Annotated in this window: 19 protein-coding genes; 16 read left to right on the forward strand and 3 right to left on the reverse strand. The window is 41.6% G+C overall.

Going from position 1 to position 26,413, the window contains the following annotated elements; all coding sequences use genetic code 11:
- The first annotated feature begins 88 nt into the window (after window positions 1–88).
- The 9 genes from E4F24_RS12610 (at window position 89) to E4F24_RS12650 (ending at window position 8,121) form a co-directional block, all read left to right on the forward strand.
- Complete coding sequence (locus E4F24_RS12610) at window positions 89–283, forward strand: hypothetical protein (protein WP_140939342.1); 195 nt, start codon at window positions 89–91, stop codon at window positions 281–283.
- Window positions 284–421: 138 nt separating this feature from the next.
- Complete coding sequence (locus tag E4F24_RS12615; protein ID WP_140939343.1) at window positions 422–958, forward strand: RNA polymerase sigma-70 factor; 537 nt, start codon at window positions 422–424, stop codon at window positions 956–958.
- Between the two features lie 419 nt (window positions 959–1,377).
- Window positions 1,378–1,752, forward strand: coding sequence for a transmembrane 220 family protein (locus E4F24_RS12620; protein ID WP_140939345.1), 375 nt, complete (start codon window positions 1,378–1,380; stop codon window positions 1,750–1,752).
- Between the two features lie 12 nt (window positions 1,753–1,764).
- Window positions 1,765–2,460 carry an EboA domain-containing protein gene (locus E4F24_RS12625; protein WP_140939347.1) on the forward strand — a complete coding sequence of 232 codons (696 nt, stop codon included), beginning with the start codon at window positions 1,765–1,767 and terminating at the stop codon, window positions 2,458–2,460.
- Between the two features lie 11 nt (window positions 2,461–2,471).
- The gene (locus E4F24_RS12630; protein ID WP_140939349.1) at window positions 2,472–3,458 is read left to right on the forward strand and encodes a TatD family hydrolase; all 987 of its coding nucleotides are present in this window, start codon (window positions 2,472–2,474) and stop codon (window positions 3,456–3,458) included.
- A 13-nt stretch (window positions 3,459–3,471) separates the two neighbouring features.
- On the forward strand, window positions 3,472–4,353 hold the full coding sequence (gene eboC, locus E4F24_RS12635; protein WP_216629182.1) for a UbiA-like protein EboC: 882 nt from the start codon (window positions 3,472–3,474) through the stop codon (window positions 4,351–4,353).
- Between the two features lie 16 nt (window positions 4,354–4,369).
- Entirely contained in the window at window positions 4,370–5,539 is a 1,170-nt protein-coding gene (locus E4F24_RS12640; protein WP_140939351.1) for a 3-dehydroquinate synthase, read from the forward strand.
- A 10-nt stretch (window positions 5,540–5,549) separates the two neighbouring features.
- Window positions 5,550–6,758, forward strand: coding sequence for a metabolite traffic protein EboE (eboE, locus tag E4F24_RS12645; protein ID WP_140939353.1), 1,209 nt, complete (start codon window positions 5,550–5,552; stop codon window positions 6,756–6,758).
- A gap of 1 nt (window position 6,759) precedes the next feature.
- A complete protein-coding gene (locus tag E4F24_RS12650) occupies window positions 6,760–8,121 on the forward strand; it encodes an alkaline phosphatase family protein (RefSeq protein ID WP_140939411.1) in 1,362 nt (453 codons plus the stop codon).
- Window positions 8,122–8,240: 119 nt separating this feature from the next.
- Here the strand turns inward: E4F24_RS12650 and E4F24_RS12655 are convergent, their stop codons facing one another.
- A complete protein-coding gene (locus E4F24_RS12655; protein WP_140939355.1) occupies window positions 8,241–10,277 on the reverse strand; it encodes a hypothetical protein in 2,037 nt (678 codons plus the stop codon).
- A 21-nt stretch (window positions 10,278–10,298) separates the two neighbouring features.
- Window positions 10,299–11,735, reverse strand: coding sequence for a 3-keto-disaccharide hydrolase (locus E4F24_RS12660; RefSeq protein WP_140939357.1), 1,437 nt, complete (start codon window positions 11,733–11,735; stop codon window positions 10,299–10,301).
- Window positions 11,736–12,024: 289 nt separating this feature from the next.
- On the opposite strand from E4F24_RS12660, the gene E4F24_RS12665 reads away from it, so the two are divergent.
- The 6 genes from E4F24_RS12665 to E4F24_RS12690 all read left to right on the forward strand — a co-directional run bounded on the left by E4F24_RS12665 (window position 12,025) and on the right by E4F24_RS12690 (window position 21,876).
- The gene (locus E4F24_RS12665; RefSeq protein WP_140939359.1) at window positions 12,025–14,514 is read left to right on the forward strand and encodes a ThuA domain-containing protein; all 2,490 of its coding nucleotides are present in this window, start codon (window positions 12,025–12,027) and stop codon (window positions 14,512–14,514) included.
- A 40-nt stretch (window positions 14,515–14,554) separates the two neighbouring features.
- Window positions 14,555–17,224: a DUF7133 domain-containing protein gene (locus tag E4F24_RS12670; protein WP_140939361.1), complete on the forward strand. Its 2,670-nt coding sequence runs from the start codon at window positions 14,555–14,557 to the stop codon at window positions 17,222–17,224.
- 569 nt (window positions 17,225–17,793) lie between these two features.
- The gene (locus tag E4F24_RS12675; RefSeq protein ID WP_140939363.1) at window positions 17,794–18,681 is read left to right on the forward strand and encodes an aldo/keto reductase; all 888 of its coding nucleotides are present in this window, start codon (window positions 17,794–17,796) and stop codon (window positions 18,679–18,681) included.
- A 6-nt stretch (window positions 18,682–18,687) separates the two neighbouring features.
- A complete protein-coding gene (locus tag E4F24_RS12680; RefSeq protein WP_140939365.1) occupies window positions 18,688–19,860 on the forward strand; it encodes an enolase C-terminal domain-like protein in 1,173 nt (390 codons plus the stop codon).
- Between the two features lie 16 nt (window positions 19,861–19,876).
- Window positions 19,877–21,436, forward strand: coding sequence for an SLC5 family protein (locus tag E4F24_RS12685; protein WP_181182487.1), 1,560 nt, complete (start codon window positions 19,877–19,879; stop codon window positions 21,434–21,436).
- Between the two features lie 8 nt (window positions 21,437–21,444).
- On the forward strand, window positions 21,445–21,876 hold the full coding sequence (locus E4F24_RS12690) for an L-rhamnose mutarotase (protein ID WP_140939369.1): 432 nt from the start codon (window positions 21,445–21,447) through the stop codon (window positions 21,874–21,876).
- On the opposite strand, the gene E4F24_RS12695 is transcribed toward E4F24_RS12690, so the two are convergent.
- Entirely contained in the window at window positions 21,873–22,748 is an 876-nt protein-coding gene (locus E4F24_RS12695) for an AraC family transcriptional regulator (protein ID WP_140939372.1), read from the reverse strand. The two genes, E4F24_RS12690 and E4F24_RS12695, sit on opposite strands and share 4 nt — an antisense overlap.
- A 422-nt stretch (window positions 22,749–23,170) precedes the next feature.
- Here E4F24_RS12695 and E4F24_RS12700 point away from each other — a divergent pair, with 422 nt between their 5' ends.
- Entirely contained in the window at window positions 23,171–26,410 is a 3,240-nt protein-coding gene (locus E4F24_RS12700; protein ID WP_140939374.1) for a SusC/RagA family TonB-linked outer membrane protein, read from the forward strand.
- Window positions 26,411–26,413 lie beyond the last annotated feature (3 nt).

Consider the following 26,413-nt stretch of genomic DNA (forward strand, 5'->3'; position numbering starts at 1 on the left):
GATCACAAAGTGATAATACAGGCATTTTTTTGGATCCACTAGGGCACACTTTTGATTAATCGTCTTAGCGCATACGAATGGAAATCTAATGGAACAACTTTTATTAAGATATATTAGTGGGATAGCCAGTCTTCAGGAAAGGCGTGAAGTGATGGTCTGGATAGAAGCCGATCCGAAACACAAGGTCGAGTATGAAGATCTCTTGACCGTGTATATACTGTCAATTTGGAATGATCCAGACACGTGCAATACACCTCCGCCCGGTATGGAAGAAACTCTTTAATACACTAGCAGTCGTTTGGGCGTTCAAGGTCTTTTGCAAATAAAACATAAGTAATAGTCAAATTATGAGTAGATAAGTAGCCGCTATATTTGAATCTTTACAGTAAACAATTTATCCTTTATTTCTTATAATTGTGTAATGGAGCGGATAACACAGGATTTTAATCGATTATTTAAGGAATATCATCAGCGATCTTTTCTATTTGCGAGATCTTTCGTACATGTGAATGAAGTAGCAGAAGATATTGCTTCGGATGCGCTGATCGTGCTATGGGAGCGGACGAGGATAGAGGTCGTGGAGTCTCCAAAGAGTTTCCTGTTCAGAGTGATTAAAAACAAAGCCTTAGATTATCTAAAACATCAAAAGATTCATCGGAAATTGATTTCATCTATAGACGACTGGGACGGAATAGACTTGCAGTTGCGTATAGATACCTTAGAAAAAATGGATGAGGAATTTCTTTTTTTTAAGGAAATACAGGAAATAACACAAAGAGCTTTGGACTCTTTGCCCAAGAAGACCAGAGAAGTATTTGTATTGAGCCGGCAACAACAACTCAGTGGCAAAGAAATAGCGGAGCAGTTGGGGATTACGGTCAAAGGGGTGGAGTATCATATTACAAAGACACTTAGGGTGTTAAAGATCAATCTTAAAGATTATTTGAATGTCTTGTAATTTTATTTTGGCTTCTGTTGTAAATTCTGATCAAAGTGACTGCAACATGCTTACTATATCACCGGAAGGAGGGAGCCGAGTATAGATCAATACCTTCCGTAGATGTCCCGTACAAGATGATACAGTAGCGTGCAGTGATACGGATTAATGAAATTTCAAAATGTGTGCCACTTATCAGCCGACTATTTGGAAGGGATATTATGTTTTTTTACGTCGATGCTTCAGGTTGTAAAATGGTATTTTTAAATCTAGGTGTCAAAGCTAGAATAAATGGGCTGTATATGAAGGCGGAATCTCCAATGCGTAATACACTTATTTTTTGTCATGTTTTTTTTGTAATTTGAACGCATAAATCAGATTAATAATCTGTTTATTTGTGTTAATTTAATAATAGAAATTCATTGATTCAGCCTGATACTATGGTGTTAATTGTTTTGAACCTTATTTTTTGCCTTGCATTTATTGGATTTGCGTATGTAAATCTCAATGATAAAGATTCGTGGCTATGGATACCCATCTATATGTTGGCTTCCATTTGTTGCGGATTAGCTGTTTTTCATTTTTATTATCCATTGATTTACTTGGGTGCCATTCTATTTTATCTTGTTTATGCCATTATTCTCTTTTTTGCCAAAGATGGTGTATTGGATTGGTTGATGAAATATCGTAGGCCAAGTCTTGTTGAAAGTATGCAAGCAACTAAACCTTATATTGAGAAAACGAGGGAATTTTTTGGTCTGCTCATAGTTAGTGCTGCACTGGGCATGAACTATTTTGTTGCTGTTAATTTATAAAAAATCAAACCTGTGGTCGATATAGAAAAGAAGAAAAAACTTGATAAGCTATTCCAACACATCATCCAACAAAATCTCAGTTCCGATGCGTGGGCTTGGTTGGCCGATAAAGCGGAGCGTATCAAAACTGAAGAAAAGACACTACAGTTAAATCTGAGTTTTGCGCGGTTGCCCAGAATGTCGGGTAAAAGTAACCTGATCGTACAGCCTGAAGACTTGGCGAAAATAGCTGCCTTATTACCCGGCTTTTCTTTACAGGGATGGACAGTTGATCGGCTGGCCCGTGTCTGGTTGTTGATGCAGCTACCGGATGTGGATAAGATGGTGTACCTGAAGAAAATCAAAAACTTATTTACGGCAGCGGAGATGAATGAACTGGTTGCACTCTATTCGGCTCTTCCTTTCTTACAGTACACCGAAGAGTGGGTCAGCCACTGTGAAGAGGGCATTCGTAGCAACATAGGTACAGTATTGGAAGCTATAATGTATCACAATCCCTATCCGGCTCATGCGCTTTCAGCAGCTGCATGGAACCAAATGGTTTTAAAAGCTTTTTTTACCGAAAAAGATGTCGATCAAATCACTGGATTAAAGGAAAGAGCAAATCAAGCCCTAACACAGACGTTGAAAGATTATGTCGAAGAACGTTTGGCTGCTCATAGAACGGTTCATCCGAAAATCTATGAATTATTAGAATTAGGGAAATAAAAGAGAGAATTATGTGCTGTAATGACAATATACAAGAAAGAAATGCAGGAGAAAGAGACCAAAGCGCTCTGGATTTAAATGATATTAGTGGGATGCGTTTTTTTGACCCACATATCCACATGACCGCTCGTACTACGGATGACTACCAAGCTATGGTGGATGCAGGTATCATCGCTATTATAGAGCCCGCTTTTTGGTTGGGACAGCCCCGTACGGGAGTGGATAGTTTTAAGGATTACTACAGTAGCCTGATCGGTTGGGAAAGATTTAGGTCTTCACAGTTTGGTATTAAGCACTATTGTACAATAGGCCTCAATTCGCGTGAGGCCAACAATGAAGCACTAGCAGAACAGGTGATGGAGCTATTGCCACAGTTTATTTTCAAAGAAGGAGTGGTGGGAATCGGAGAAATTGGTTTTGACGACCAGACGGCTGCCGAAGAAAAATATTTCAGGCTGCAGTTGGAGCTTGCCAAAGAGGCTGGTTTGCCTGTGCAGATCCATACGCCACATCGAGATAAGAAAAAGGGTACGCAACGTAGTATGGATATTGCGATCGAGCACGGTCTCTCGCCCTATTCGGTCATTGTGGACCACAATAATGAAGAAACAGTGAAAGAAGTGTTGGACAGGGGTTTTTGGGCTGCATTTACGATTTATCCTTTTACAAAAATGGGTAATGAGCGTATGGTGGAGGTCGTAAAGCAATATGGTTCCGAAAGGATCATGATCAACTCCGCTGCCGATTGGGGGATTTCCGATCCATTGGCTGTACCTAAAACTGCCGCATTGATGAAAAAATCGGGTATTGCGCTACCGGATATCGAATTGGTGAGTTTCCGAAATGCAATTACAGCTTTTGGTCAAAGCGGGCAGATCAATGAAAACGATTTTATTACGGTAAAAAATATAGATCAGTCTCAAAAATTTGAAAGTAATTCGATCTTGCGAGGTGGTCAGCAACCTCGCATTGATAAAAATTCGATCATCATCAAATAATTAAGCTACTGTATTGAAAAAGTTATTAGGCTATATGAGGTTGATGCGGCCTGCAAATGTCGTTACGGCGATAGCCGATGTACTTGCAGGTGTCGCCATATCGGGCTATCTATCAACAATGGGATGGTCCCCATTACCAATATTACTACTCTGTATCTCAACCATAGGTATGTACAGTGGAGGCATTATCTTTAATGATGTCTTTGATTTAGAATTAGACCGAGTTGAACGCCCCGAACGGCCCATACCAAGTGGTGTTATCAGCAAAGGAGAGGCCACTGTATTTGGAATTTTATTTTTCGGAATGGGGATAGGAACCGCCTATTTACTAGGTCTAACTTCGACGGTACTAGCTATCGCGATTATGTTGGCTTGCCTCCTATATAATAGGTGGGCAAAACATCATGTACTGTTAGGTCCACTTAATATGGGGCTTTGTCGTGGATTGAACCTGTTACTGGGTGTCAGTATCATAAGTAGTGAAGTAAGTCAATGGTGGTTTTTGGCAATAGTGCCTGTCATCTACATTGCATCCATTACGATGATTAGTAGAGGTGAAGTGCACGGAGGAAGTAAAAGGATGCTTTATGTTGCAGGCATACTTTACGCTGCTGTTATCGCTAGTATCTTGTTTTTTGCTGGGATAAGAGGAAATATGTCCATCACTATATTGTTTATTGTTCCGTTTGCATGGATGATTTTTAAACCGCTTATAAAAGCGATAGATAATCCCATAGGACCCAATATAGGGAAAGCTGTTAAAGCAGGTGTGATTGCATTGATTTTAATGAATGCAGCTTGGGCCAGTGTTTTTGCAGACTGGAAAATTGCACTGGCCATTGTTTTTTTATTACCATTATCCATTTTACTAAGTAAAGCTTTCGCTGTTACTTAATTAGTGAGTTGCAATTATGAGTTTTTTAGAACAGTCTTTTAGTGTAAAATTTGAATATAAGATACATTTTACTCAATCGTTATTTGACATCAGTAATCCTACCTTGGCAAACTTCTTTAAAGAGAGTCAAACAGGTGTAGTACGTAAAATATTTTTTGTACTCGATCAAGGCGTTTCTGATGCACACCCAGGTCTTGTGTCTAGCATTCAAGCATATTTTGATCAATATCAAGAAATTCAGCTGATTCAGGAGATGTTGATTATTCCCGGAGGAGAAGCGTCCAAGAATGATACTGCACTATTTGATCGTTTGGTTGAGGTGGTAGATCGTTTCGGTATTGATCGACATTCTTATATTGCTGCAATTGGTGGAGGTGCGGTGCTCGACCTTGTGGGTTATGCCGCTGCGGTATCACACCGTGGTATCAAGCATATTCGCATACCTACTACAGTGCTTTCACAAAACGACTCAGGTATAGGTGTTAAGAATGGTATAAATTACAAAGGCAAGAAAAACTTTTTGGGCACTTTTTCCCCGCCTGCAGTGGTGTTTAATGATGATCGGTTTTTATCAACATTAGCCGATAGAGATTGGCGGTCGGGGATCTCGGAAGCTGTTAAGGTAGCATTGATAAAAGACCCGGCATTCTTCTCTTGGATTGAGGAGCATGCGACTCAATTGGTAGCCCGTGATTTGGATACCATGAATTACTTGATTGTACGCTGTGCCGAATTGCACCTGAACCATATTGCATCTGCCGATCCATTTGAGATGGGCTCAGCGAGACCTTTGGATTTTGGACATTGGAGTGCACATAAATTGGAGCAGTTGAGTAATTTTAATGTTTTACATGGTGAGGCCGTTGCGATGGGGATAGCGTTGGATAGTGCCTATTCTTTCCTGACCCGACTATTGAGCGAAGATAAATTATTGCGGATATTGAATCTGTTGCTTCGTTTATCTTTTGATCTTTCTAACCCTTTAATCCGGATCCAGAATGAAGAATCGCCGATACTTCGTGGCTTAACGGAGTTTCAGGAGCATCTTGGCGGAAAACTGACCATCACTTTGCTGACCGATTTGGGGACTGGAAAAGAAGTTCATGAAATGGATCATCAAATGTTGATCCGGGCAAGTCAATATGTTTCGGATTTTACGCGTAAAGCAACTGTTTTACCTCTTTAGTAATAACAAAATGAAAGTTAACACAGGCCATTTGACTTATTGTACCAATATCCATCCCGGAAAAAATTGGGCGGATGATTTCAAGGCGTTAAAAGATAATTTTTCGATTATCAAACAGTCCGTTTCGCCAGATAAGCCGCTTGGAATAGGACTTCGGCTGTCCAATATATCGAGTTTAGAGCTTATTCAGGAAGATAACTTAACAGCATTCAAGCATTGGCTGACGAAAAATGACGCCTATGTCTTTACCATGAATGGTTTCCCTTATGGAGAGTTTCACCATACAGTAGTCAAAGCGGATGTACATACGCCTGATTGGACTACTGAAGCACGGAAAGACTATACCATACGACTGTTCAGTATTCTCCAGTCGTTATTGCCTGAAGGCATGATTGGGGGGATTTCTACCTCTCCGCTTAGTTACAGACATTGGTTTACCACTACGGCTGATGTAGCGGAGGCAAAGAGAAAGGCGACTTTAAATATAATCGATGTCATCAAAGAATTGATTTCAATTGCTAATAGCACGGGTAGGATTATGCACCTTGATCTCGAACCTGAGCCAGATGGAATATTGGAAACAGGGAGAGAATTTATCGATTGGTATACCGATGATCTGCTCTCTATGGCAGTTCCGGATATTGTAGCTTCATTTGGAGTCTCTGCTTCGGAGGCAGAATTGTTAATTAAGCAACATCTTTGTCTTTGCTATGATGTCTGTCATTTTGCGATTGGTTATGAAGAGCACGCCATGGTGTTAAATGAATTGAAAGAAAAGAATATTCAAGTCGGTAAGATTCAGATATCAGCGGCGTTGAAAGCAGATCTGGATCAAGCTGAGGTACAACGTACTGCCGTGAAAAATAGTTTTCAAAAGTTTAATGAGCCAACTTATCTGCATCAAGTTGTCGCTTTAAAAAAGGATGGCGATTTGATTCGTTATCCGGATCTCACACCCGCACTAGCTGATTTTGAACATCAAGATGTTGTCCAGTGGCGAGCTCATTTTCATGTCCCTATATCCGTTCATGATATCGGTGCGTTACAGTCAACACAGCAGGATATCATTGAAGTATTGCATCTACAAAAGAACGAACCTTTTACCGAACATTTGGAAGTGGAGACCTATACCTGGGAAGTATTACCAGAGCAATTAAAAATACCAATTGCAGCGTCCATCAGCAATGAGCTGGAATGGGTCATTAAAAGTAATGTATAAGATGAAGAAAACGGTTGTGATTGATGTAGTGGGCTTATCCGCAAATTTGATAGGAAAGTATACGCCATTCTTAAAACAGTATATAGAAGATAAAAATCTGGCAGCTATAGCACCTATGTTACCTGCGGTAACGACCAGTGTACAGTCTACTTATCTGACAGGTAAACAGCCAACCGAGCACGGTATCGTGGGAAATGGTTGGTACGATGATGTAGATGCTGAAATCAAATTCTGGAAGCAGTCCAATAAATTGGTTCTTGCTGAAAAGATCTGGGACAAAGCCAAAAAAGAAGATCCAAATTTTACCTGTGCCAATCTATTTTGGTGGTACAATATGTATTCCGATGTGGACTATAGCGTAACACCTCGTCCTAACTATCTGGCCGATGGTCGGAAACTGCCCGACTGCTATGCCCAGCCCGCCGAACTGCGTGATATTTTACAGGAAAAGCTTGGTCAGTTTCCGCTGTTTCAATTTTGGGGCCCGGGAGCCAATATCCAATCCAGCAAATGGATTGCGGAGGCATCCATGATCACCGAAGAGCTTTACGATCCAACACTTTCGTTGATCTATTTACCACATTTGGATTATTGTCTGCAGAAATTTGGAAATGATTGGTCTAATATCGGTAAAGAACTGGAGGAGATCGATACGTTGATAAAGGAGTTGGTGGCGTTCTATGAGAAAAAAGGAGCTAATATCATTATTCTTTCCGAATACGGTATTGTACCTGTAGACCATCCCATACATATCAACAGGATATTTAGACAAGCCGGATTATTGCAGGTACGTGTAGAGCGTGGTTTGGAATTATTAGATGCAGGGGCTTCCCAAGCCTTTGTCGTGGCCGATCATCAGGTAGCACATGTTTATATCAACGATAAGTCGGTTCTACCTGAGGTGAAAGAAATCCTGGATAAAATACCAGGGATTGCGCTGGTGCTTGATAAAGAGGGGAAGAAGGCGTATGGCATAGATCATGCGCGTGCCGGAGATTTTGTGTTGGTTGCCGATCAGAAAAGTTGGTTTACCTATTACTTCTGGCTCGATGATGCCAAAGCACCTGACTATGCCAGATGTGTCGATATCCATAAGAAGCCGGGATATGATCCTGTAGAAATGTTTATGTCTTCGAAGTATCGTGCATTATATAAACTCCTGAGAAAAAAAGCAGGATTTCGCTATGTAATGGATGTAATACCTTTGAATGCCAATCTGGTAAAAGGTTCACATGGCAGCGTCAATACACCTTCCGAATTTCATCCTGTTTTGATTACAGATACGGATTTAAATAACAGCAATATACAGGCAACGGAGGTTTATGGATTAATTTGGAAATCTTTGCATAGCGAAAAGAATTAATGCTGTTGGCAATTTTATAATATAATCAAGAATCTACAAGATTCTTTCCAATACAAACAAAGCCATTCCCTAAAACGAATGGCTTTGTTTGTATTAAAATATTGATAATTATCAACTCATTATCTCAATGAGTTGATATAAGCTGCCATTTTTAAGCCGTCAGCTTTAGATACCTGTGGCATAGGTGGCATTTCCGTCGCATAACCCGGCCAGTTTTCTGGTTGTGGGTTATAGATGAGTTGCAGAATTTTTTCATTTGAATATTTGCGTTTAGCAATTTCTGTAAAAGACGGCCCTATTTGCTTTTTTGTAGGGTGATGACAAGCCAAACAAGTATTACGGGTTAGTAAACCACTTACTTCTTGGTAAGTTGGAGCTTTCGCAACCGCCGATTTGACTTCGCTGGTTTTCGCAGCAGGTTTAGCTTCGTTTGCTTTTGCAGTTCCACTCGCTTTTGCTGTTCCGCTTGCCTTTACTTCCGTCGTTTTTTTGCTAGCAACCACTTTGTTGCTACTTGGAATGGCTTTTTCGACCGGAGCTGGAGTTACCTCCACCACGGCGTCATTTGTAGAGTTCCGGGTACTCAGTGTAGCCAAGGCTAACTTCTCACCTGTAGGTATCGCGTTCAATGTATAATAAGCGTCAGGATGAATAATAGAGTAGAAATTTTGCTTCTCCCGTATGCCATCCACATTAATGACATGGATATAGTTCTCACGGAGGCCATCTACTACGATTCTTGCTCTAAGTCCATCGGGAGATACCTTGACCCCTTTTATGTTTAAGGTTTCGTTATTAACCGGAGGTGAACCATATACCGGGTGATATTTGTAGATAAAACTTTCAACACGATACGAAGCCAAATCTTCTGCCGAAGTCAGGTCTATCGGTTGGGTAAATTCGATTTCAAAACCATCAGGCATTGCCCGCACGGCTTTCATATCAAATGGGATTTTATTGTTGTACACCAGACGTTCAAGACCTTCATTTGCATCACCGGCAGAACCCCAGCCACGGTTGGTTTCACCAACAAATAAAGATCCATCTTGTCCCCATGCCATTCTCAACACCCCTGACCGAAATCCACTTCTGAATAGAAATGCGGCTCCCTGTTCCTCACCATTTACAGTCTCTAAGAACACCCGAGAGATGATACTCATTCCCTGGTCGCCAACTAATAATTGACCTTCAAACGGTCCGAATGTACCTTTAGGGATTTTTACGGGCTCAGAATTTGAAATACCAAGGATACCATGCGGGAGCCATACCGCAGGTAAGCGGATTTCCGGAATTTCTTTTTTCATTTCAAAAACCGTTTTGAAATTCTCGTTGACTCTGTTTTCAGGCTTGATGTATCGTCCTTGTTCGTTTTTGATGCGACGTTCATCTACTTTAGAATAGAACGATTCAGAAGACAATTTCAAAGGCGAATCAGGTCTTTTTGTCCATGTTAAGCTGGCAGGATGTCCCATAAAGTCACCTTTACTTACCTTCCATAGACCTCCGGAACCAACCCAGTCGCCTTGGTTTTCGGTGTAATAAAGTTGGTCATCTATGACATTGAGACCTGCAGGTGATCGTACACCTGCAGCCCAGGGCTGCATTTTGCCATCTTCTGTAATATTCATAATCCAGCCACGCATAGGGACACGGCTTTCTGCACGCCACCATTCTTCGTCCCCGAAAGCCACATTTCCGGATACGAAAAATGTTCCATCTGATGCTATTTTAGGTCCGAAACTGTACTCATGATAATGTCCGCTAAGTGGCCAAGCATATACAGTTTCATAGACATCTGCTTTACCGTCCATGTTTTTGTCGATGAGCTTCGTTAACTCACCTCTTTGTGCCACATACAACGCACCATCTTTGTAAGCCAGGCCCAAGATCTCATGAAGACCAGTTGCAAATTTTCGAAAGTATGGTCTGTTGCTTGTTGGGTTTTCTACAATAAATACATCACCCCGACGGGTGGATATGCCTAGATCTCCGTTAGGTAAAGTAACCAGTCCGCCAACCTCTAAAACAGGTCCTTCGGGCATTCTTACTTTCATGATCTTAAAAAAGTCTTCTTCTTTCGGTGTTTCTTGCGCTTGGGAAACAGTATAACCAAAGCTCAAAGCTAGCATTGCCAGCATTCTAAAGGTGTGTTTCATATAATATCTGTACGCTCTCAATTAGAATGAAATAGAATAATTTAATTGTTTGTCAAGGAGGATGATTAGTTCTTTTCCTCCATTAGCATCTCGGATAATAGGTTTTGGAGCCCCTTTATCAAGTTCAAGGTAATAAGATTGCCCATCTACGAGATAGTAACCTTTTGTTAGTTCTTCAATTGAGCTTGCATTAGCCAATAAAAAATAAAGGTTTGCTACAGGCTTGTCAATCTTTACGGATCTGCTCAAGCTTTTACCATTGTTGGATACCGTGATGATATCAGTCACCTCTGTACCATAGATATTATATTTAAATTGAGGTCTATCTTCATTATCGATGACATAACCCTTCGTTCTAAATCCGGTACCAGTGCTATCTGCTGGCCACGATGCCTGATTGTTTGTTAGCTGAGCCAAAGCCGGAGTAGGGGTCTTTACAAAAGAAGTTATCGCTCCACGAGCTTTAGAAGTACCGTTTCCTCTACCGTCCCACATTGGTGTAGCGTCAATAAATTCACCATGCCAAGCTTGCAATAGTAAACCATTGTGCAGATCATAACTATAATGTGTTTTTAACGGACTGCCTACTGATATTGCATGTACAGCAATTTGTTTTGGAGCATAATTAACAAAACTTCGAATCATCGTATTGGATGGAGCATCTATATAGATAGGGTCAGCACCGCCACCAGCTCTGTTGTTTCCATTGAGCAGTTCTTCCGGAAGTTTTGATATTTTAATATTTCTAAATGCAACAGAGCCATGGTCTCCTTGAAGACGTAGCGGTCCTAAAGGTTTTTCTTTATCAGCAGCCCCGCGAGTTGGTCCGAACAATTCAACATTATCCTGTACGATCACCCCATTGAGCTCGACAGCTAATATTCTTGCATTCGCAGTTTTGTTTCCTGTAGCATCAAATTGTGGTGCTTGAAATGCAATTTTCAGGTGCTGCCATAGGCCAGGTGCTTTGCTGGCATTTTGACGAGGAGCGTAACCCTCGAAACCTTTAGCGCCTTCAGGTCTCGTGTCATCCCAACGTTCGTAAATACCACCATTGTCAGATGAGAGGGGATTCAACACACCCCAGGAATCTTTAAGTTGCACTTCATAATTTCCTTGCAGGTAAATACCTGAATTTGAATTGTTAGCCATTAAATAATCCAGCTCGATAATTATGTTTCCGTGAACTGCATTCGTTAACAGGTCAGATCCCTTCACTTTATCGGAGGTGATGTTGACGAGGATACCCGATCCTTTTGAAGATCTTAATCCGTTTTCATTTTTAAGATCGGCTACTACATTATCTGCAATAGACCAGCTTTTGCTTGCAGCATGAAACGCTGAAAGATCATTAAGTTTAATTTCTGATTGATCGGTTAGCTGTTGAGCGAATACCAATGCTGTTCCATAAAAGTAGCATAGTGCGGCTGTACCGAATTTCAGGTAGTTTGATTTCATATTATTAGATTTAGGACATCGATATATACCATATAGTTTTGGATGAATAATATTCTATTTATGATTTAGTGCTTATATATTGAATTGTTAAAGTTAATAATTAACCTAGGTTTAATGAAAGGCTAGTATTCATTTATGATTGAAACAGCAAAATTACATGTATTTTAGTTAAAATAATACTACTTTAGGCAGTGCAATAATTGGAATCTTTGAAATAGTATTGAGATCGCTAAATTAGCGAAGTGATAAAACAAAAAGAATACAACCAAATACGAATAAAATAAAACTAATGATGATTAAAACATTTTTATCAAAGATCTTGTTATTGCTGATTTCTATAGCAGTGCTAAGCTCTTGCCAAGAAAAGCGGTCTGGAAAACCCAGGATATTGGTATTTAGTAAAACAGCCGGCTTCCGTCACGATTCAATTGAAAAAGGAAATGCTGCACTGCTAAAGTTGGGTCTCGAAAATAACTTTGATGTAGATACCACAACGAATGCAGATTGGTTTACCGAGGATTCGTTAAAGCAGTATTCAGCAATCATTTTTTTAAATACGACCGGCGATCTTTTGAACCATTATCAGGAAGCCGACTTTGAACGTTATATACAAGCAGGCGGAGGATTTGTCGGTATCCATGGCGCTGCTGACGCTGAATACGATTGGGGATGGTATGGCAGGCTGGTAGGAGGATATTTTGTAACGCATCCTGAAGTCAAGGAAGGAAAGTTGACCATCTTGGATAAAAAACATCCGGCCACAAAATCTCTTCCGGATACCTGGGTACATACGGATGAGTGGTATGTCTTTAAAAAGTTGTATAAATCGACCAATAAATTGATGAGCATAGATAAAGCGGTATATGCCAATCCGGAAGAAATGGACGAGACACCCATGGCCTGGTACCATGATTTTGACGGAGGCCGATCTTTTTATACTGGTTTAGGCCATCAAGATGAAGATTATACAGACTCCTTATTTCTGAAGCATATATTAGGTGGTATTGAATACGCAATCGGCAATAATTACCAATTGGATTACAGTAAAGCCAAGACAAAACGGGTTCCCGAAGAGGAGCGATTTACCAAAGTGCCATTAGCAGTAGGTGAATTTTTCGAACCAACAGAAATGGCTATTTTGCCCAATCTGGATATTCTGGTCTCTCAACGCCGGGGCGAATTATTACTCTATAGTCAGGATACAAAAAAAGTGAGTCAAGTAGGCTTGTTGGACGTGTACCATAAAACAGAAGCGCCCAATGTGAATGCGGAGGAAGGTTTCATGGGCCTGGTTCTTGACCCGGACTTTGCCGATAATCACTATATCTACACATTCTATAGTCCTAAGGATACTTCCGTTAACCGTTTGTCCCGATTTGAGTTTAAAGACAATAAACTGGACATGGCATCGGAAAAAGTTGTTCTTGAATTCTATTCCCAACGGGATATCTGTTGCCATACAGGTGGTTCTCTCGCTTTTGGAAAAGACAGAATACTCTACCTGTCTACGGGTGATAATGCCACACCATTTGATGAAAAAGGTGAAAAATTTGTCAACAATGGTTATTCTCCACAGGATGATCGCCCCGGGCATGAGCAATATGATGCAGCACGTAGTTCTGGCAATAGCAATGATCTGCGCGGAAAAATATTAAGGATAAAGCTGAAAAAAGATGGTTCATATAAGATTCCAAAAGGAAATCTATTTGCGGAAGGACAAGCAAATACAAAGCCTGAGATCTATGTCATGGGTAACCGAAATCCCTATCGGATCTCGGTCGATAAGAAAACGGGTTTCCTTTATTGGGGAGAAGTAGGCCCGGATGCGAGTGGCGATAATGACAGCAGGGGCCCAAGAGGTTATGACGAGGTGAACCAAGCGCGGGAAGCCGGTTTTTACGGATGGCCATTTTTCGTGGGCAATAATTACGCATATCATCCGTACGATTATGCAACAGGGGTGAGTGGGGTATCTTATAATCCCGATAAGCCAATAAATAACTCCCGCAATAATACCGGTATCAAAGAACTACCTCCGGCGCAGCCTGCTTTTATCTGGTATCCTTATGGTAATTCCCCGGATTTTCCGCAAGTGGGTTCTGGTGGACGCAACGCCATGGCCGGCCCTGTGTACTATTCGGATATGGCACCAAAAGAGAATCGTTATCCGGATTATTATGACGGGAAATTTTTTATGTACGATTGGATCCGGGGATGGATCAAAGTCGTGACAATGCTGCCAAATGGCGACTTTGATAAGATGGAGCCTTTTATGCCGAACACAAAATTAGCTTCGCCGATCGATATGGAGCTGGGACCTGATGGGAAAATATATATATTAGAATATGGTAACGGTTGGTTCAGTAAAAATGCTGATGCAGCCCTGTCGAGAATTGATTATAATGGAGGCGCGTTGGCTTCACAACGTGTTGTTAAACCTATAGCAGCAAAAAAATCACCTGCCGATTCCATTTATAAAGATATGGATAAAGCCAATGGAGAGTTGGGGCATAAAGAGGGCACCGGTACACCCAAAGGAGAAGCCTTGATATTGGACTCCGACTGCAAAGCATGCCACGCCACGGATAAGAAATCTGTAGGGCCTTCTTATAGAGAGATCGCCAAGCAATATAAAGACAATAAAGATGCCTTACCTTTGTTATCCGGGAAAATTGTCAAAGGTGGTAGTGGTGTTTGGGGCGAGGTGGCCATGCCGGCACACCCCTCGTTAAAAGAAGAAGAAGTAAACGAAATGGTAAAATGGATCCTATCCTTATAATGGGTAGCGCTATCTATTCAAGTAATAACAATGCATTAAAATGAAAAGAACACTAAATTTAATCCTCTTCCCATTATTATTAGGGTTTACCCATCTGGGCGAAAACCCGGAACAACAAGTAATAAAAAAAATCGGGAATTATTCCTTTACCCGACAAGCACAAGATAGCCTGAAGACTTTATCTGGAGCTCCGGCAGATTTAATTATGACACACTTTACAGGTCCGGACCTAACCCCGAGCCCGGCTTGTTTGGCGGTCGCACCTACGGGCGAAGTTTACGTTGGAGTAGATATGATAGGCTCATTGGGGAAAGATATGGGAAAAGGGTTTATCCGCCGATTTGTAGATACCGACAACGACGGGAAAATGGATAAGCATACCGATTTTGCCCGCGTGGATAACCCCAGAGGTATATTTGTCTTAGGCGACCAGATTTTTGTATTGCATACCACATTCAATGCCACGACAGGAATAGCGACGGGAATGGACCTGGTTGTTTTTGAAGATAAGAATCAGGACGGTGTTGCCGATGGAGCGGCCAAACCACTTGTTGTCGGCTTGAGCAACGCCAAATACATCCAGGAGCGCGGTACTGACCACGCGACCAATGGGATCAGAATGGGGATCGATGGTTGGATATACATTGCTGTTGGTGACTTTGGATTTCACAATGCAACGGGTACCGATGGTAAAAAACTGACCATGTTGGGCGGGGGTATTTTACGTGTGCGTCCTGACGGTACGGAAATGGAAGTATATACCCATGGTTTACGTAATATCTATGATGTAGCCATCGACCCTTATATGAATATTTTCACGAGAGACAATACCAATGATGGTGGCGGATGGGATATCCGTTTCTCCCATCAGATTCAATCGGGAGAGTACGGTTATCCGTTATTATTTCAGAATTTCACCGAAGAGATTATCCCGGCTTTAGCCATGCTGGGTGGTGGATCGGGTACGGGTTCCTTATATATGGACGAAGATACCTGGCCAGCGAAGTACAATAACGTGCCGATGATGGCAGACTGGGGAAGAAGTTTCCTATACCTGCACCATCTGACGCCGGATGGACCGAGCTTTACGCAAAAAGAAGAAGAGTTTATCAAGTTGCCACAAATTACCGATCTGGACGTAGACGGTTCGGGTAGATTATATTTGGCAGCCTGGGATGGTGCCGGTTATTCAGGCAATCCGGATAGAGGTTATGTGGCTCGCGTCGTTCCGAAAGGATGGACGTACAAAGCATTCCCTGACATGAAGAAAGCTTCTGTCGCTGATTTAGCAAGCTTGTTGAAATCAGGGAGTTCGACAGCCAGGCTTTACGCTTCACAGGAGCTTCTTTCCAGACCAACCGATGAAGCCGCTACTGCCGCACTAAACATTGCAAAGGCTAAGGACTTACCGTTAAGCGCGCGCGTAGCAGCCATATATACCTATGCGCAAGTAGCGAAAGAAAAAGCAATTCCTGCTTTGGTTGAACTGGCAAAAGAAGAACAGGTTCGTGAATTTGCTTTACGTGCACTGACCGATCGCAAGGGGATATTGGAACAGGTTCCGGTCGATCCGTTTATTGATGGGTTAAAAGATCCATCGGTGCGGGTAAAAACAACGTCCATTGTAGCTTTAGGTCGTCTTGGACGTATCGAGGCAGCCAATGCGTTATTACAGACAGCAGTTCCATCTTCTTTTGTCGCTCCGGCAAAGGGTGTCGAAGGTCCACATGATGTGCCCAATGCAGCGATTATTCCTGCACACCTAGCCGTTCAAGCCTTGGTTCGTTTAAATGCGGTCAATGCAAGTGTAGGGTTCTTGGGGACAGAAAGTCCTGATCTGGCTTTATGGGCTTTGCGTTATATGCATGATGCCCGGGCGGTTGACGGTTTAATCGCGGCTTATGGAAAAACCAAGGACCAAAAGCTGAAGGATAAAATCTTAATTACTTTAGCACGACTATATAAACAAGAAGTGGCTTATGATGCCTCGTGGTGGTGGGGTACCCGTCCGGATTCACATGGTCCGTATTATAAAGGTGTTGATTGGGAATCATCACCGGTCATAGAAAAATTCCTGAAAGCAGAAAGCGTAAAAGCAGGTGCGGCAAAGAAACCATTTTTTGCAGCGTTGAATGATAAATTCCGCATGGAAATAGCTGCTTTCAACGTGGTAAAGAAAGAGACGGCAGTAAAGGCAGTAGCCGAGCAAAAAGTTGATTTAGAGAAAATCAAAAACCAAAAAGGACAGGTTGGTAAAACCTCCATAGAGGATATTATGTTAGCTCTTGCTAAAATAAAAGGCGATCCTGTAAAAGGAAAAGCACTCTATACTAAACAAGGCTGTTTTGCCTGTCATAGTATTAGCAAAAGTGAACCTATGAAAGGACCATTTATGGGGCAGATCGGATCAATTATGAATCGCGAACAAATCGCAGAATCCATATTGAAACCAGATGCTTCTATTTCTCAGGGCTTTAAAACAGTATTGGTCAGTACAAAAGACAAAAAGAGTTATATGGGATTTGTGACACAAGAAACTGCAGATAAAGTCGTATTGAGAGATATTGCAGGTTCGGTTACGACCGTACAAAAGAGTAACATCGCAACAAGAAAAGAAATGCCTAACTCCATGATGCCTGCAGGATTGGTAAATTCACTAACTGTGGAAGAGTTTGCATCACTTGTCGCTTATCTCGAAAAGCAAAAGTAAGTAATATTGCAGATCCTTAGTCGTTCAATGTAGGTTGTCAGCACTTCATTGCAGGCCTGCAATAAGGTGAAGAAAATGATTCGGGTCAGAGGGGCTCACCAGGGGGGATACAGTTTGTAAATTCTCCAGGTGAGCCCCCTTTTGCTGTCTTTAGATTGCTTGTTGCAGTTAGACATCGTATTATAGCCACTTCGTCTTTCCGTTATTAAATTCGACCATGATCCTGTTGGCCTTCAACTTGAAAAAGTAGTGGAGCATCTTTCAATATTCGGTGTATGTTAATATAGACTATGTCGTTGATCAACGGCATACTTATCGGTCAAGTCCAAGCCTTGTCTGAAAAATAATGGTAAAAAAACATATATTTTTGTTAAAATATCGTTGGTTTTAATCGGGTTTTAATAACAATTTTACAAATAGCTAACATATTTCTACTGCTGAAAATTATCGAAAGTGTACGTGGATAGTACAAAATGTCCAATTGAAATAATCTTTCATTATAGAAGAACGAGCTAAGGTGTATTTTGGAGTAAGTAAAGGACGCTAATCTGTAAACGTAGAACTAAAGAATGTACAATCCGGGAATAGATAAAATAATATTAGGTACCGCCGGCTTGGGAGGGCTATGGGGAGAGGTGAATGCCGACGAATCCATCGCCACTATATGGAACGCGTTGTCTCATGGCATTGTTGCTTTAGATACCGCCCCGGCGTATGGGGATGCTGAAGAGTTTGTCGGTCGGGCACTGGCACAGTGGGATGGAGCCCGGCCTGCAATAAGTACCAAAGTTGGCCGACTGAAAAGTTATAGGGCCGATGAAGGCCACTATGATTATACGAATGACGGTATGCAGAGGAGTCTGGACAACAGTTTAAAAACCCTTGACACTTCGGTAATCGATGTTCTTTTTTTGCATGATCCATCGGCAATAGCCCCCGATACCATCGAAGGGGTAGTGAGACAGATGCAATATTTTAAAGCACAGGGATTGACAAGGAAAATCGGGATAGGAGGAAATATGCCGGAGTGGTTTGCGCCTTATCTGGAGGGGGATGTATTTGATGTTGTTATGGAATATAATAAGCTCAATGCCTGTTGTATAGAGGCGCTTAGTACCACTGTTGTCAGTTGTTGTCGTGCGAACAAAGAATACTATGCCGCGAGCCCCTTGAATATGGGCATGTTAGGGCGTAATTTCCAAAGCTTTTCAAGTTCTCCTCCAAGTTGGCTCGATCTGAAGACGATTGAACAGGCGCAAAAGGTAAATGCAATCGCCGAGCAGCATAGAATGCCACTCGATGTGTTGGCGCTTAGATTTCTCTGTACCGTGCCGGCGCCATTTAGAATGGTACTTGGGGCAGCAGACAACGAACAACTTGCTAGTTCGCTCCATGCGATAGAAGCAGGGGCATTGTCCCCGGATATTTATAATGAAATCCTTCACACACTTAATTGACAATAGATGAACGGAATAGATAATGAGATTTTTAATATCAAGAAAATCAGCATTAGAGTTTTAGAGCCGGTGGCTACAGTCACATCCTTTCAGGACGCAACAATGGGGCCTTTCCCGTACTTTGGGCTGTCCATTATTTCGATAGAGGATGAAGACGGACAGGTCGGTGAAGCGCCTGTTTATAATAGCTATACCAATATTTTAGAAACCTGCTTGTTTCCCATCCTGTTTCACAGTAGAGGGGTTCCCTATAAGGAGTTTTTTCCTAGACTATACTGGTCTATTCGAAATGAAGGATTTAAAGGAGCAGCATCAGCCTTGCTGGGACAAGTCGATATGGCTTTATATGATTTGGCAGCTAGACGCCAAAAGATGCCGTTGCACCGTTATGTCGGAGGTAAGAGAAACGCAGTAAAGCTGTACGGAAGTGGCGGAGGAACTAATTATACCTTGAAACAGCTGGAGGATGAAGTGCGTGTGTTTATGGATGCCGGAGTGGACTGTTACAAAATGAAAATCGGGAAGGACTTTGGAACAAATATGCGTGAAGATATTGAAAGGGTGAAGCATGTTACGCGCTTAGTGGGCAATAGGATGAAGGTTGCGGTAGACGCGAATCAAATATGGTCGTGCACTGATGCGTTGAAATTTATAGATGCTATTGGAGAGGAGGAGCTGTGTTGGATAGAAGAACCTATACACTCAGCCGCCTACGATCAAATCGAAGAACTCTGCAAACAAACCTCCCTGATTGTCGCTTATGGAGAGTCAGAGCGTACTTCGAAGATTTTTCCGATGTTGGCCAATTGTGGAATTAGACATTTACAACCTATACCAACCCAGTTTGGAGGAATGAAGGAATGGATGGACGTAAGAGACCTGTGCCAAAGTCGTGATTTACAACTCTCTTCCGGTGGTTATTCCTTATATTCGACCTTTCTAATGACAACGGCTCATGAAAATAGCATGATAGAATACTTATATTCGCTCATGTATGGGTTGGAGAAGTACTTTTTGATTTATCCATCGTTGAGTCAAGGTCATTTCCATTTACCTGAATCGGAGGGATTGCCGGTGCGGATCGATTGGGAGTATTGTTATAGAGAGAAGAAAGTAATAAGGGAACAGATGTGGGAAAGACATAATGTACCGAATTACAGTCCATTAGTAACCATGTAATAAAAACAGCCTTATTGTGAGTTTATCATTCAATTATATTGATTATTTAGTTTTAGCATTATATGCTACGGTCCTGTTATATGTCGGATTTCGCTTCAATAGAAAAGAAAAGAATCAGCAGGATATATTTTTAGGTGGACGTACACTAAAATGGTGGCAGATCGGATTCTCCATCTTTGGCGCCAATGCCGGCCCCATGATGTTGATCGGGTTTGCCAGCATAGGATTCACCCATGGTATCGTAGCCAGTAATTTTGAACTATTGGCATGGGTCTTTCTGATGTTGCTTGCCATGATTTTCCTGCCGTATTATTTGAAGACCAAGATTACGACCATCCCGCAGTTCCTGTTGATCCGATTCGGCAAGCGGTCCTATAATTTTTTGATTGTATATAGTCTGATTTCCATATTGGTCGTTTGGTTGGGTAGTGCGTTGTACGCCGGCGGTTTACTCATATCAGGGATATTTGGCTGTACGCTTTTTACCGCAATTGCGGTGATAGCGGTTGTAGCCACCAGCTTTACTGCCATAGGAGGGTTGAAAGCCGTTGTGCGCACCGGCGTATTTCAGTCTGTCATCATTATCATCTCATCCATAGTACTTACCGTTCTGGGGTTCCAAAAAATAGGTAGTGTCGATATGCTGGTTAATCAGACCCCCGAATCCTATTGGAAGCTCTTTCTGCCTGCGTCTAACTCCGAATACTCGTGGGTAGGGATTTTACTGGGGTACCCGGTAGTGGCCATATATTATTGGTGTGCCGATCAGACTATTGTGCAAAAAGTGCTGGCTGCCAAAAACCTGAAAGAAGGTCAGCGTGGAGCTATCTTTATCGGCACACTCAAGATCATTATGCCGATTATATTCATTCTTCCCGGTATCATGTGCTATGTGTTATTTAGAGATACAGCTCCGGACAATGCGTATATCACCATGATTAAAGAACTGATGCCTCATGGTTTGCTCGGGCTGAGCATTGCGGCATTGATCGCTTCGTTAGTGGATACCGTATCCTCCAGTCTTAACTCATTTTGTACGGTATTTACATTGGATGTCGTTCAGCAATTCAAAGTACTCAATCGCGACCAACAGGTGCGCATGGGTAAATGGGTCACTGTGGTAGCGGCTATAGTAGGTGTCGGCATAGCGATGCTGTTTTCCTATTCAGGCAAGGGATTCTTCGATCTGACCCAGGGATTGGTTTCTATCCTTTCGCCACCATTAGCCGTTGTTTTTCTGTGGGGAGTAGTTTGGAAGCGGGTTAATGGCATTGCGGCCGAAGTGGTTCTTTACGGAGGAGGGCTCATTTGCTTGGTATTGGGTGTATGCCATGTGCTCAACTACCCTTATCATGGATACTGGCCACATTTTCTAATGCTCTCTTTTTATATTTTCGTAGCGTTGAGCATCGTGATCGTAGCCGTGACCTCGTTTACCAGATCCTACGTGAATCCGGAGATTCCGACCTTGTTTGATGTCAAGAATAAAGAGATAGCGAGTAGTTCCAGGTCCATTTGGATCATGTGGGCTGCACTTGCTGCCGTGATGGTTGCCATTTATATTTACTTTAATTGATTTTAACTATGAAAGCTATAATCCTACGTGTAATGTTATTCAGCTGTGCAGCACTATTTATAAAGTGTGGGCAGTCTGATACCTGTCAAGTGGCACCTGCTTTTGAAGAAAAGGTATTTGTCGTTAATACGGTAGATAATGATGAGAAGTTGAAAGAATACCTGGCGTATCACGAGCAGGTATGGCCCGAAGTAGAGGCCGGGTTCAGGAAGGCCGGCTATAAACGCATTGCACTATATCGATTCAACGATCTTGTAGTTATGACGATCTTGGTACCTGTTGGTGCCGATCTGGATGAGATGGGGCGCGTGGCTGAGTCGTATAGCCCGCGATGTGCAGAGTGGAATACTTTGATGAATACCTATCAAAAGGGAGTCAAAGGTACTACCGAAGGACAGAAGTGGGTAGAATCTATTCCTTTTTATGAGTTTAACAATTAAATGGGCTCAGTAACGGTTTTGTATTTCTTTACAAAATCCCGCGGTGAGCTACCTTTTACATCTTTAAAGTGTTTGTTAAAATTAGAAATATTATTGTACCCGCTTTTGTAACAGATCTCTGTGATATTATGATTGCCCTCCATCAGTAATTTGGCGGCATGTCCCACGCGTATTTCCTTTATAAATTCTACCAAAGTCCTGTTGGTCTGCATCTTGAAAAATCGGCAGAAAGCCGAAGACGACATAGGTACGACAGAAGCCACATCCTGTAGCGAAATATCTTCTTTAAAATTCTTAAATATATAGTCGAAGACCCGATTTATTCGATTGGCTTCTGTCGATGTTTCGATGATATTAAAGGATGGCGAAGATAACGTCTTGTAAGAAGTGGATAATGCCAGTTTGTTCAGAAGTTGCAGCATCAGTACGGCACGCGATAGACCTGTCTCATGCAGCATCTGAATAAGGATTTCTTTGGCCTGTGCTACGATAGATCCAGAAAACAGCACACCTTTTGACGCATTGGTAAATAGCTGATTGAGATGTACGGCTTCCGGTTTGGTCAGCAGGTCATTTCCGAGAAAATCCGGATAGAAATGAACGATCGTGGCACTGGCAGGCCTCTTGCTGTTGATCGTATTATGATACTGCCAGCAATGAGGTAGATAGCTTCCCAAAAGGACGAGCTCAGCGCCATTAAAATCTTCAATGTGATCACCTACAAAACGCTTTCCCATACAGTTTTCTAGCAGCACAATTTCAAAATTCACATGTGATTTTAAAGATGTGTATTTTTTTACCTCTAACTCTTCGGTGCGAACAGTAAATGATTGGTCGGGCGGAAAGGTAAAGTTTTCATAAATGTGTTCCATAACGTTTGTAAAAGGTTCTGAAAGAATAAAATATGCTAAAAACGGTCTTTCTAATGTAGCTAAAGATAATAATTTCTTTTACAAAAAAACGAATAAAATTGATCGACAAAAAAAAATAAGGATTGGGTGCAAAATAACATTACAAAAAATCAAATTATTGGTAGTAATTCTTTTATATTGTCTGTAAATTTATTGTTATAAACAGTGGTGCGGAATTGCATGGCTGTGCATTCGATAGTCGGATACCCAAATATACTCAAATAAGGAGTGTATCGTAAAGAGATAATAACCAGTTGATAACAAAAAAAAACACATTGCCTATGCTAAATGAATATTAGAACCATGAAAAGAAACAATGAAGGGATGTGACTCCTTTATTGTCCGGTATTTTTTTTAATCCTAAACAAAGAAAACACAAAATTATGAACAATGTTAAATTACCGCACTTTCTAAATTTTGGTAGAAATACCAGAAATCTAGCGTTATTGTGCGCGCTAGCCGTGAATACTAACCAAGTTCAAGCGGAAACAGAATCGTTTTCATTAAGCGCAAGCCATACAATTAAAGGTGCAATTACTGAAATCGAAAAAAATTCAGGACAAACACAGCAGGAAATCGTTGTCTCCGGTCGGGTGCTGGATAAGGACGGTAATCCCATTGCGGGTGTATCTGTCTCTGAGAAAGGAAAACGTAACTCAACCGCTACAGATGGAGACGGTCGATATCAGCTAAAGTCGGCCTCCTCCGGGACGCTAGTCTTTTCCTATATTGGACATATAATCGTTGAACAGCAAGTACAGGGGAGAAGTACCCTGAATATTACTATGGTAGCGCGTATAGAAGATTTGGACGAAGTAGTGGTGGTGGGTTATACAAGCCAAAAGAAAGAGCTTATGAGTGGATCAGTAGCTACTGTTAAATTTACAGAAACAGATGCTGAAATCCCGACCACATCAGTTGGTAACTTATTAGCGGGTAGAATGCCCGGCTTATATGTTTCTACCCCTAGTGGCATACCCGGGGCAATGCCCGGCCTGCGTATAAGAACGGCAAGCTCATGGGTTACAGCGCCGACTTTATTTGTTATTGACGGAAAAGTCACGAATGACGCAGCAGAATTCAACAATTTAAGCCCTAATGAAATCGAAGACGTAACCATATTAAAGGATGCGGCTACTACTGCGGCTTATGGTGCTCGTGCGGGTGGCGGTGTTATGTTAGTCACTACCAAACGTGGTAAAGCAGGTAAGGCATCTGTAAACTACTCGGTAAACACCGGAAAAGATATCCGCGGAAAAAACATGGAGCTCACAAATATTATGGAATGGGGAGCTATTCATAACAGAATTTGGGGGGTAGGCAATCCTGGCCCGGCCAACACGCCCTGGAGTCCCGAAGCAGAGGCCTATTTCAAAGATACGGACTTTGGCGGAGGCAAGGGGTATGGTTTCAACCTCTTAAAAGACGTTTATGTAAATCCTTCTATTACTACACATAATTTAAGTGCATCAGGAGGTACAGATAAACTTCAGTATTTTATTGGGGCTTCTTATGTAGATCAAGAAACGTTTATTAAGAATACCTACGAAAAAAAGTACAATGTTAGAGCAAATATAACGGCTAACCTTACCAAAGACATAAAGGTTTTTGGAGGTCTTAGTGTTAATAATAATAAATTTGATGCACCTCTGGGCGATTGGTCGGGCGATATGTACCCTAAACTCCTGGTATGGCAGCCTTACATGCCATCGTATAGTGCATCAGGGTTACCGGTATCTTATTTTTGGATTACCAATAAATCAGCTGAAGCCGATGGATTGGCAGGTTACAACAAGAGTGAAAACCTTAAACCTGTTATTAACTTAAATGCGACATACACTGCACCTTTTTTAGAAGGGTTAAGTGCTAAAGTTGGGTATATAAAGAGCTTTAACAATTTTAATCAAAAAATATTTTCGCGTCCTTTCACCTATTACGAGTTAAAACAGATTACGCCCGTTATTTGGGATTTGAATACCATTGTAGGGAAAAGTAATTCTCAAATTCCGGCTGCTATACAAAAAACGTCGTCCTGGAATCAGGAATATCAAGTGAACTTTCAATTAAATTTTGAGCGGGATTTTGGTCAGCACAGCGTAAATACGGCATTGGTGTATGAGCGTCAGGAAAGGAGTGCCGATGGTGTAAGTGCCCAAATTCAGGGGTTCCCTATTTATGTGACCGATCAATGGTGGGCTTCTACCGGAGGAGCTGGTATTGTAAATAATAACGCTACTAAACAAGTTAGTAATACCTATGGTTTCTCACCTACAACTGGTCGTAAATCGTATGTTGGACAATTTGCTTATGATTATGCCGATAAGTATATTACTACTTTTACGTTTCGCTATGATGGTTCGGCAACTTTTGCACCCGATAAACGTTGGGGTTTCTTCCCTTCTGCGTCAGCGGCTTGGGTCATTTCCAAAGAAAATTTCTTTAGCAATGTAAAAGGAATTGAATCATTAAAATTAAGAGGTTCTATTGGACGAACAGGTAATGATAATATTGAAGCTTGGCAATATGAAGATAAATATCTCCCCGGAGCCAGCGCGTTTTTTGGCCAGCCAACACCTTCACTTAATCCGGGGATACGATATGGTGTATTTCCAAATGAAAACGTTACCTGGGAAAAATACGAGAACAAGAACATCGGTATCGATATCAGTTTCTTAAAACGTTTTAGTGCTACGGCAGAATATTGGCATACCTATACTTATGATATCTTAGATTCAAGGATCGGGACTACGCCACCGACTTTTAGTCGCCCATTACCAGCCGTAAATTATGGTAAAATGAAAGCAGATGGTATTGAACTTAGTTTGAATTACCATAATAACGTCGGCGAATTAAACTATAATGTAGGTGCGAACTTCACGTATGGCGATTCGTGGTTTATAGAGAGAGATCAAAACATCACTTTCGATTATCAGGATAGACTTAAACCTGGTCGTTCTGCCAATTATATTACGGGTTATACGGTTGATAAGATGCTTAGAACCCAAGCCGATGTTGATGCTTTACTTGCCGCTCACCCGGGCTATACGTTCAACGGCATTGCTCCTCAACCCGGACAGCTTTCCTATAAAGACTTTAATGACGATCATAAAATCGATGCTAACGATATTACCGCGTTGTATAACAGCAACAATGCGAAAGCAGTGGGCTTAAATCTAAGTGCAAATTGGAAAGGGATCAGTATTACGGCTAATTTCAACGGATCATTCGGTTTCAAAAAATCGTTTAACGATCTGTCGGGAGGGGTTGAGTGGAACAGGTTATGGCGTTCATGGTACGATCAATCGTGGACTCCGGAAAACACGGATGCCTGGTTGCCGTATCGCTACAGCGCCAATGATGGTACACGGTCGGTTAACACAAGTGGAAGTGATTTTTGGTATGCAGACGGAAGTTTTCTGCGCCTGAAGTTTTTGAATGTCGCGTATAATGTGCCAAACAAATTGTATGGTAAATATTTAAACAATATTCGTCTTTATGCATCCGGATCTAATCTTTTTGTGATTAGTAAATTCAACAAAAAATTCTATGATCCTGAAATGGGTGGCGGTACGGCTTTTCCTATTGTTAAATCATTCAATGCCGGACTTAGTGTAACGTTCTAAATT

The organism is Sphingobacterium lumbrici, assembly GCF_006476045.1.
Classification (GTDB): Bacteria; Bacteroidota; Bacteroidia; order Sphingobacteriales; family Sphingobacteriaceae; genus Sphingobacterium; species Sphingobacterium lumbrici.